This is a genomic window from Mycobacterium genavense ATCC 51234 (genome assembly GCF_000526915.1).
Classification (GTDB): Bacteria; Actinomycetota; Actinomycetes; order Mycobacteriales; family Mycobacteriaceae; genus Mycobacterium; species Mycobacterium genavense.
In genome coordinates this window covers 312,711-322,032 of record NZ_JAGZ01000002.1, presented here as the reverse complement: position 1 = coordinate 322,032, position 9,322 = coordinate 312,711, and the positions used below count along the sequence as shown (strand labels likewise).

Genomic DNA, 9,322 nt, shown 5'->3' with positions numbered 1-9,322 from the left:
ACGCGATGACAACCGCCCGCGTACCCGGACTGCCGCTCGGCGAGGCCAAGGCCGCCGCCGACGAAGCGACCGTACCCGACTACATGGCCGAGCTCAGCATCTTCCAGGTGTTGCTGAACCATCCGCCGCTAGCGCGCGCGGTCGACGACCTGCTCGCGACCATGCTGTGGCACGGTTCGTTGGACGCGCGGCTGCGGGAGCTGGTGATCATGCGGATCGGTTGGCTCACCGCATGCGAATACGAGTGGACGCAGCATTGGCGGGTCGCCACTGCGCTGGGTGTCACCGCCGAGGACCTGCTCGGGGTGCGCGACTGGCAACGGCACGACGGGTTCGGGCCCGCCGAGCGCGCGGTGCTGGCCGTCACCGACGACGTGGTGCGCGACGGCGCGGTCAGCACGCCGAGCTGGGCCGCCTGTGAGCGCGAATTACGAAGCGACAAAACGATTCTCGTCGAGCTCGTGACCGCGATCAGCGCGTGGCGCATGGTCTCGTCGATACTGAAGAGTCTCGAGGTCCCGTTGGAGGACGGTGTGACGGGCTGGCCGCCCGACGGGCGTGCGCCCGCGGGTTGATTGCCATGTCAGCCGATACCTCTTAGCGTCGAGGAATGCGGACCAGGGTCGCCGAGCTGCTCGGTGTGGAGTTCCCGATATTGCGCCTTCAGCCACTGTCGTGACGTCGTCGCCGCGGTCACCAACGCGGGCGGATTCGGGGTGCTCGGCGCCGTCGCACACAGCCCGCAACGGCTGCGCAACGAGCTGACCTGGATCGAGGAGACCGGCGGCAAACCCTACGGGGTCGACCTGCTGCTGCCACCGAAATACGTCGGCGCCGAGCAGGGCGGCATCGAGGCCAAGCACGTCAGGGATCTACTGCCCGAGGAGCACCGCGCGTTCGTCGAAGACCTGCTCGCCCGCTACGGCATCACGGCGCCCGCCGAACCCCCGCGCCCATCCGTCGGGAGCCTGAACATCTCGCCCAAGGGCTACGAGCCGCTACTGGAAGTGGCCTTCACACACCACATTCGGTTGATCGCCAGTGCGCTCGGGCCGCCGCCGGCCGACCTCGTCGAACGCGCCCACAAACACGATGTGTTGGTGGCCGCGCTGGCCGGGACCACCGCGCACGCGCGACGGCACGCCGCGGCCGGTGTCGACCTGATCGTCGCGCAGGGCACCGAGGCGGGCGGCCACACCGGCGAGGTGGCGACCATGGTGCTGGTGCCCGAAGTCGTCGACGCCGTCGCACCGGTTCCGGTGCTGGCGGCCGGCGGCATCGCCCGCGGCCGCCAGATCGCGGCGGCCCTGGCCCTGGGCGCCGAGGGCGTGTGGTGTGGCTCGGAGTGGCTGACCACCGAGGAAGCCGAGACCGACCCGGTGGTCAAGGAGAAGTTCCTGGCCGCCAGTTCCTCCGACACGGTGCGCTCGCGGTCGATGACGGACAAGCCGGCCCGGATGCTGCGGACGGCCTGGACCGACGAATGGGAGCGGCCGGAAAACCCGGCCTCGCTCGGAATGCCGTTGCAGACCACCCTGGTCACCGAACCGCAGCTGCGCATCAATCAGGCCGCCGCCCATCCCGGCGCCAAGGCACGCGAACTGGCAACCTATTTCGTCGGCCAGGTGGTCGGCTCGCTCGACCGGGTGCGGCCGACCCGTTCGGTCGTGCTCGACATGATCGAGGAGTTCGTCGACACCATCGGACGGCTGGAAAACTTAGCGGACAACTAACTGTCGCGTTTTCCCTAGATGTGAACGATGCCACAGCGCGGTGTTTAGCCTGGTCAGGGGCGTTACAGCTGATCGAAAGCTGTGAAGACGCCTAAAAGTTGCGCAATACACGCCAGATCACATTGACCGGGTCGGGGCCCTGGTGGAGTATTGCGGAAGCACCTCGTTAGGTGAGGCGGCTACACGAACACAGGCCACTGACCCCGAACGTCGAAAGACGCCCCGGGTCAGGACAGCTCCTCCCGGCTTAAGGGTTGAGCCAAAGTGGCTTCCGGAGTTCCGGACACGTCGTGTGGTGCCAAAGCTCTGACGAGAGGGGTGCGGATTTCCGGCGGTCGCCGGATTCTGAACTCCTTGTGGTGCGGGCAAATAGACGCGGTAACCGCGCGCGTCGTAGCCGTAGAGGAGGTGAGGGACGTATGAGTTCCAGTGGCAGTCCGGATGGATATCCGGACACGCTCCGTCCCAAGCCGACCTCCGGCCCGACGCCTCGAGCTAACGAATCAGCTTAGTGCTCAAGCGTTTTCGGATCGGAACCCGGACGGGTCGGGACGTCTCAGTCCAATCACGTACCCGTTTTGCAATTCCGTTAGGAGACGATCATGACCGCAGTACTCTTCGACGAAGTCGTTGCCGTAGCGCCCGCCCGCAACCTGCGTGTCGTGCCCGACATTACCAAGGCCCCCGCGCCCAAGAAGAACGCCCGGCCCGCCAGCGCCCTGCCGTTCGGCCTCGGCCACGACCCGATCGTCGACGGCGTCGCGATCCTGCTGACCTACCCGGTGCGCCACGTGTACGCGGCCCTGCTGCGCGCCGGTGTGCTCGAGGTCCGGGCGTGAGCTTGCCTACCGCGAGACTGCATCTGCCGACGTCGTCACTCGGCGTTTGCGTGGGCAGTTGCAGTCTCGCGGTAGAGTAAAGCGGCGTTGATCCGGCCATCACCGGGGAGCCTTCGGAAGAACAGCCTCACAGCCCAGTAGAACCGAACGGGTAGGCCCGTCACAGCCCGAATCGAGCGGCCGCGCGTGAGCGTGGCAAGCGGGGTGGTACCGCGGTGCTCGCGCAGGTTGCGCGGCCTCGTCCCCGGCCTGACCGTAGGCACGCAGGAGACGACGCGCACCGTGACCGAAAATGCTGACGCCAGGGCTTATCCCAAGCTCGCCGGGGGAGCCCCCGACTTCCCGGCGCTGGAACTCGAGGTCCTCGACTACTGGACTCGCGACGACACCTTCCGGGCCAGCATCTCCCGCCGCGACGGCGCCGACGAGTACGTGTTCTACGACGGGCCACCTTTCGCCAACGGGCTGCCGCACTACGGGCATCTGCTCACCGGCTACGTGAAAGACATCGTTCCGCGGTATCGCACGATGCGCGGCTACAAGGTGGACCGTCGCTTCGGCTGGGACACCCACGGGCTGCCGGCCGAACTCGAAGTCGAACGACAGCTGGGCATCACCGACAAATCGCAGATCGACGACATGGGCATCGCCGCATTCAACGATGCCTGCCGGGAATCGGTGTTGCGCTACACCGACGAATGGCAGGCCTACGTCACCCGCCAGGCGCGCTGGGTCGACTTCGACAACGACTACAAGACACTCGACCTGCCCTACATGGAGTCGGTGATCTGGGCGTTCAAACAGCTGTGGGACAAGGGCCTGGCCTACGAGGGCTACCGCGTGCTGCCGTACTGCTGGCGCGACGAAACCCCGCTGTCCAACCACGAATTGCGGATGGACGACGACGTCTACCAAAGCCGCCAGGACCCGGCCGTCACGGTGGGCTTCAAGGTGGTCGGCGGCGAACTCGACGGCGCCCATCTGCTGGTGTGGACGACCACGCCGTGGACGCTGCCGTCCAACCTGGCCGTCGCCGTCAACCCGGAAATCAGCTACGTGCAGATCCGGTCGGGCGACCATCGTTTCGTGCTGGCCGAGCCCAGGCTGGCCGCCTACGCCCGCGAGTTCGGGGAAGAGCCCGAGGTGCTGGGCAGGTATCGCGGCGCGGAGTTACTGGGCACGCGCTACCTGCCGCCGTTCCCGTACTTCATGGACACCGCCAACGCATTCGTCGTGCTGCCCGGGGATTTCGTCACCACCGACGACGGCACCGGGATCGTGCACATGGCACCGGCCTACGGCGAGGACGACATGGCGGTTTGCGATGCGGGCGGCATCGCGCCGGTCACCCCGGTCGACTCCAAGGGCCGCTTCGACGTCACCGTCCCGGATTACCGGGGGCAGCACGTCTTTGACGCCAACCCGCAGATCATCCGCGACCTGAAAAGCCAGAGCGGGCCGGCGGCGGTGAACCAGCCGATCCTGATCCGCCACGAAACCCACGAACACTCCTACCCGCACTGTTGGCGATGCCGCAACCCGTTGATCTACCGGGCGGTTTCGTCGTGGTTCGTCACGGTCACCGAATTCCGGGATCGCATGGTGGAGCTCAACCAGCAGATCACCTGGTATCCCGAACACGTCAAGGACGGCCAGTTCGGCAAGTGGCTGCAGGGCGCCCGCGACTGGTCGATCTCGCGAAACCGCTACTGGGGCACCCCGATTCCGGTGTGGAAGTCCGACGACCCGGCCTACCCACGCATCGACGTCTACGGCAGTCTCGACGAGCTGGAACGCGACTTCGGGGTGCGGCCCACCAATTTGCACCGGCCCTTCATCGACGAGCTGACCCGGCCCAACCCGGACGACCCGAGCGGGCGTTCGATGATGCGGCGCATCCCCGACGTCCTGGACGTGTGGTTCGACTCGGGCTCGATGCCGTATGCGCAGGTGCACTTCCCGTTCGAGAACGCGGACTGGTTCGACGGTCACTACCCCGGTGACTTCATCGTCGAATACATCGGGCAGACCCGCGGCTGGTTCTACACGCTGCACGTGCTGGCCACCGCGCTGTTCGACCGGCCCGCCTTCAAAACCTGTGTGGCACACGGTATTGTGCTCGGATCCGACGGGCAGAAGATGAGCAAGTCGCTGCGCAACTACCCGGATGTCTCCGAGGTGTTCGACCGCGACGGCTCCGACGCGATGCGCTGGTTCCTGATGGTCTCGCCGATCCTGCGCGGCGGCAACCTGATCGTCACCGAGCAGGGCATCCGCGAAGGCGTGCGCCAGGTGTTGCTGCCGCTGTGGAACGCCTACAGCTTCCTCGCGCTGTACGCGCCGAAAGTCGGGACCTGGCGCGTGGATTCGAGCAACGTGCTGGACCGCTACATCCTGGCGAAGCTGGCCGTGCTGCGCGACGAGCTCACCGGCTCGCTGGAGATCTGTGACATCTCCGGGGCCTGCGAGCAGCTGCGCCAGTTCACCGAGGCTTTGACGAATTGGTATGTGCGACGGTCTCGTTCGCGGTTCTGGGAGGAAGACGCCGACACGATCGACACCCTGCACACCGTGCTGGAGGTGACCGCCCGACTGGCCGCCCCGCTGCTGCCGTTGATCACCGAGATCATATGGCGAGGCCTGACCGCCGAGCGGTCCGTGCACCTGACGGACTGGCCGCACGCCGACGTGGTGCCCCACGATGCCAGCCTGGTCGCCGCGATGGACCGGGTGCGCGAGGTGTGCTCGGCCGGCTCGTCGCTGCGCAAGGCCAAGAAATTACGAGTCCGGCTTCCGCTACCGAAACTGACTGTGGCCGTGGAGGATCCGCAACAGCTGGTGCCGTTCACCGACCTGATCGCCGACGAGCTCAACGTCAAGAGCGTGGAGCTGACCGACGCGATCGACACCTACGGCCGCTTCGAGCTCACCGTCAACGCCCGGGTCGCCGGACCGCGGCTGGGCAAGGACGTGCAGGCCGCGATCAAGGCCGTCAAGGCCGGCGAGGGCGTCGTCAATCCCGACGGCACCCTGACCGCGGGCCCCGCGGTGCTGCAGCCCGAGGAGTACAGCTCGCGGCTGGTGGCCGCCGACCCCGAGTTCACCGCCGCATTGCCCGGGGGAGCCGGGCTGGTCGTGCTGGACGGCACCGTCACCGCTGAGCTGGAGGCCGAGGGCTGGGCCAAGGACCGCATCCGCGAGCTGCAGGAGTTGCGCAAGTCGACCGGGCTCGACGTGTCGGATCGCATCCGGGTGGTGATGGCGGTACCCACCGAACGGGCCGGCTGGGCGAGCGCGCACCGCGAGCTGATCGCCGGCGAAATCCTGGCGACCAGCTTCGAATTCGGCGATCCCGCCGACGGCGCCGAGATCGGCGACGGCGTGCGAGTGAGCATCGCCAAAGCCTGAGCCTGGCCTCCAATCGCGAAACTGTATTCCGCGACGCATTTCCCGAGAGGCGCCGTCGCTACTTGCAGTCTCGCGGCATGTCGGTCTGGCGTGGCACGCTGCCCGGGTGACCTCGGAGCACTTTGTCGGAACTGACGCGGTTCGCGCAGGAGCGTGGACACAGCGCGAGCTGCGGCGCTCGTGCCAGCGGATCTACCGCAACGTCTACCAACGGCGGGGCAGCGCACTGACCGCGCGGGATCGGGCGGTGGCCGCGTGGCTATGGTCGGGGAAAGAAGCGGTGGTGGCCGGTGTTTCGGCTGCCGCGCTACTGGGCGCTGAGTGGATCGATGCTCTCTCGCCGGCGGAATTGGTGTGCGGGCGCACTCGCCCGCCGACGTTGATCATCACCCGGAACGACACGTTGCTGGCGGGCGAGACGGCGGAAGTGGACGGGGTGCCCGTGACGTCGCCCGCCCGCACTGCGTTCGATCTCGGTCGGCGCCCCGGACTGCAAGCCGCGGTCATCCGGATCGACTCGCTGGCGCGGGCCACCGGCATCGCCGCGGCCGATGTCTATCCCGTCATCGACGATCACCGCGGGGCACGCGGCCTGAGGCAGCTGCGACGGGTTTTGCCTCTCATCGATGCGGACGCGGAGTCGCCGCAGGAGAGCAGGACCAGGCTCGTGCTGATCAACGGCGGCTTACCGAGGCCGCAGACCCAGATCGTGATGCGCAACCACTGGGGCTCGGTGGTGGCGCGCATCGACATGGGCTGGGAGGAATGGCTCGTCGGCGTTGAATACGACGGGGCTCAGCACTGGACCGATGCGCGCATCCGTGCCAACGACATCGACCGCACGGTCGAACTGGAGCGGAGGAGATGGCGCCTGGTGCGGGTCAGTGCTGATCTGCTGCGTCACCGGCCAGACGTGCTCGTCGACCGAGCCCGAAGTGCATTGCTGGCTGCGGGCTGCCCGTTGTGACCGCGAGACTGTAAGCGCTGACGCATTTTCCGAGAGGCGGCGTCGCTACTTGCAGTCTCGCGGAGCGTTAGCGGTAGCGTCCGTTAGCAGACACCGGCAGAGGAGGCGTAGTTGCGGATTCTGGGCGTATTTCGGGTGCACAACGGTGCGGACGTGTTGCCTCGGGTCCTGGACGCGCTGTCCGGCTGGTGCGACGACATCTACGCGATCGACGACCGCAGCACCGACGCCAGCGCGGAGATCCTGCGCCGGCACCCGTCGGTGACCAACCTGGTGCGGGCCCGCTCCGACCTGCCGCGCACGCCGTGGCTGACCCCCGAACCACCCGGATTGGAATTGCTGTACCGGATGGCCGATTTCTGCCGGCCAGACTGGATCGTGATGATCGACTCCGACCAGATCGTCGAGGCCGACGCCGACATCCGCGAGGTGCTGGCGAGCACGCCCGACGATGTCGCGGCGCTGATGTGCCCGATGATCCCGGCCTGGAACGACCCGGACTACCCGGAGATGATCCCGGTGATGGGCACGGCGGAATCGGTGCGCGGGCCGTTCTGGCGCTAGCGCCCCGGGCTGCGCGCCGGCACCCGGGTGATCCACAACCCGCACTGGCCCGCCAACATCACCGAGCACGGCGGCATCGGCCTGGTGAACGAGATCCGGTTACACCACACCGGGTGGGCCACCCTGGCCGAACGGATCGGCAAGGTCGAGCACTACCGCAAGATCGATCCGGACGCCGAGATGAACTACGGCGTGCCCTACGACCGCGCCCTGCTGTTCGGCTACGCCTACGAGGAGATCGACCTGCTCAACGCCGACTATCGGCGCCGGGTGCGGGGCGATTTCGACCCGACCGAGCCGGGGGCCCGGCTACCCATCGACCGGGACAGCCTGGCGATCGGCTCCGGCTATGGGCGCCGGGCCGCGGCGTTTCACCCCGGCGTCGACTTCGCCGCGGACCCCGGCACCCCGATTCACGCGGTGACATCTGGAATCGTCTCGGCCGCACACGATCTCGACGACAGCGGGCTTCGATCGGTGACCGTCTCACGCGGCGACCTCGACACCGTCTACGTGTTCCGCCCGGGCGACGAACTCCGCATCGCGGTCGACGACCGGGTGGCCGCGGGAGCACGGCTCGGCGCACTGGGCCCCGAGCCCCAATCCCGGGACGGCTTCTTGCATTTCGAGGTCCGCGTCGACGGCGAACACACCAGTCCGGTGCGCTATCTGGGCAACCTGGGGCTGCAACCGTGGCCTCCGGCGGGGCGCCCGCGACCGGTGTCGGGCACGTTCCCGGCCTCGTCGCCGTGCACCATCACGGAGTGAGCTGTTCGATTAGCCCACGGCGGATCGGATCGCCGAGCGGACCTCCTGCAGCACCTTGGCGTGATGCTGTTCGTCCCTGTCGCCGAGCCTGTTGTACCGCTCGACACCGAAACTTGCCGATTCCACCCCTATCCCGAACGGCACGGCCAGCGAGCGCAGCGCCTCGAAATGCAGGTAAAGGCCGACGGCTGGCCGGTCCCCATCAGGCAGGACGAACCGGCCATGCCGACCGTCCGCGCGGCGAAGGTGTAGGTGTCCGCGGAGTTCGCCCTGCGCCGGTCCGGGTCGGGCGACGGCGTCTCGAGCAGCGTGATCGGCACGCCCAGCTCGTTGCTGTCCGGCGCGAAGCGCCACACCGTCTCGTCGCCCTGCGGCCGGCCGGCCCGCCGGCGGGTGTGCTCCATCAGATCGCGGGTGTCGAGCCCGAATGCGTCGGCCGCCCCGGCGGTCATCAGCTCGAATTCGGTGCGGGCACCCGGTGCGCACGTGTCGATGGCGTCCTGCTCGGAGTTGAGCACCGGCCGCGACGCCGCGGCCAGCACCACATGGCCGATGCACCGGCCGCCGGCCATCTCACGCGCGTAGCGAGCACGCAGCAGGTTGGTGTATCGGGCGCTACCGATCACCAGGACGTAATCGAAATCCGTTCCCGCGGGCGTGGTTTCGTTCGTCACGCCCAGCGCGGCCGTCGCCGCGGCGATCCTGTCCAGCTGTTCGGCGGGCAGCGTCAACCGGGGGATCAGCCACCTGGCGGCCCCCGCGGCGTCCTGACTGCTGAGTCGTTCCGCGGCGGCCGCGCGGGCCCGGCCACGATAGTCCCATGCGTCGCTGAACTCGTCGAGAAACGCCAACCGGTCGCGCAGGCTCAGTCCGTCGGGAACGGCGCCGCCGAACAATTCGACCAGCTCCGCCAGCGCGGGGTGCGCAGACCACACCGCGACCTGCCGGCGCAGCTCGGATGTGTCGATCGCGGCGGACCCGACATGGGACGAACACACGTGGTGCTCCCTGTTCCTTCGAAAGCGGGGCGCTCATTGGGCGAT

The 9,322-nt window shown here is 67.7% G+C and carries 4 protein-coding genes, 3 pseudogenes and 1 riboswitch; of the genes and pseudogenes, 6 read left to right on the top strand and 1 reads right to left on the bottom strand.

Annotation, left to right across the window (positions count from 1 at the left end; all coding sequences use genetic code 11):
- Window positions 1–5: 5 nt before the first annotated feature.
- The 6 genes and pseudogenes from T428_RS0106220 to T428_RS35655 all read left to right on the top strand — a co-directional run bounded on the left by T428_RS0106220 (window position 6) and on the right by T428_RS35655 (window position 8,279).
- On the top strand, window positions 6–575 hold the full coding sequence (locus T428_RS0106220; protein WP_025735783.1) for a carboxymuconolactone decarboxylase family protein: 570 nt from the start codon (window positions 6–8) through the stop codon (window positions 573–575).
- Window positions 576–610: 35 nt separating this feature from the next.
- A pseudogene (locus T428_RS26105) lies at window positions 611–1,733 on the top strand (NAD(P)H-dependent flavin oxidoreductase).
- Between the two features lie 155 nt (window positions 1,734–1,888).
- Window positions 1,889–2,058: riboswitch (M-box (ykoK) riboswitch) on the top strand.
- A 277-nt stretch (window positions 2,059–2,335) separates the two neighbouring features.
- On the top strand, window positions 2,336–2,572 hold the full coding sequence (locus T428_RS0106210; RefSeq protein ID WP_025735782.1) for an Rv1535 family protein: 237 nt from the start codon (window positions 2,336–2,338) through the stop codon (window positions 2,570–2,572).
- A gap of 282 nt (window positions 2,573–2,854) precedes the next feature.
- Entirely contained in the window at window positions 2,855–5,980 is a 3,126-nt protein-coding gene (gene ileS, locus T428_RS0106205; RefSeq protein ID WP_025735781.1) for an isoleucine--tRNA ligase, read from the top strand.
- A gap of 106 nt (window positions 5,981–6,086) precedes the next feature.
- Window positions 6,087–6,947, top strand: coding sequence for a hypothetical protein (locus tag T428_RS0106200; protein WP_025735780.1), 861 nt, complete (start codon window positions 6,087–6,089; stop codon window positions 6,945–6,947).
- A 111-nt stretch (window positions 6,948–7,058) separates the two neighbouring features.
- Window positions 7,059–8,279 (top strand): annotated as a pseudogene (locus T428_RS35655) (peptidoglycan DD-metalloendopeptidase family protein).
- Window positions 8,280–8,288: 9 nt separating this feature from the next.
- Here the strand turns inward: T428_RS35655 and T428_RS33155 are convergent.
- Window positions 8,289–9,277 (bottom strand): annotated as a pseudogene (locus T428_RS33155) (hypothetical protein).
- Window positions 9,278–9,322: the final 45 nt, after the last annotated feature.